The organism is Pseudocitrobacter cyperus (assembly GCF_039889165.1).
Lineage (GTDB): Bacteria > Pseudomonadota > Gammaproteobacteria > Enterobacterales > Enterobacteriaceae > Pseudocitrobacter > Pseudocitrobacter cyperus.
In genome coordinates this window covers 1-331 of record NZ_JAYMYY010000033.1, presented here as the reverse complement: position 1 = coordinate 331, position 331 = coordinate 1, and the positions used below count along the sequence as shown (strand labels likewise).

Annotated in this window: 1 pseudogene; it reads right to left on the bottom strand. The window is 55.9% G+C overall.

Features of this window, described 5'->3' with window-relative positions:
- Positions 1 to 331 (bottom strand): annotated as a pseudogene (locus VSR74_RS23215) (DDE-type integrase/transposase/recombinase); the annotation flags it as partial.

Below are 331 nucleotides of genomic sequence, written 5' to 3'. Positions count from 1 at the left end.
TGGATAGCCGCGAAACAGCGCGATGTTGTCGAGAATACGCGTGACCTGCACACCTGAAATCCCGAATGCAGCGGTGATCGTCAGGCATTCCTTCGTGAAATCATCCACACAGGTCAGGCACTTGATCCTGCGACCGTTGGCCAGTGCGTCCATAACGAAATCCGTCGACCATGTAATGTTCGGCGCATCCGGGCGAAGAAGCGGAAACCGTTCGGTCGCCAGTCCTTTACGACGTCGCCTGCGTTTAACGCCCAGCCCGTTAGGTGGTAAAGGGGTACACGCGCTTGTGATTAACATGAAGGCCTTCACGGCGCAGTAACTGCCAGATGCA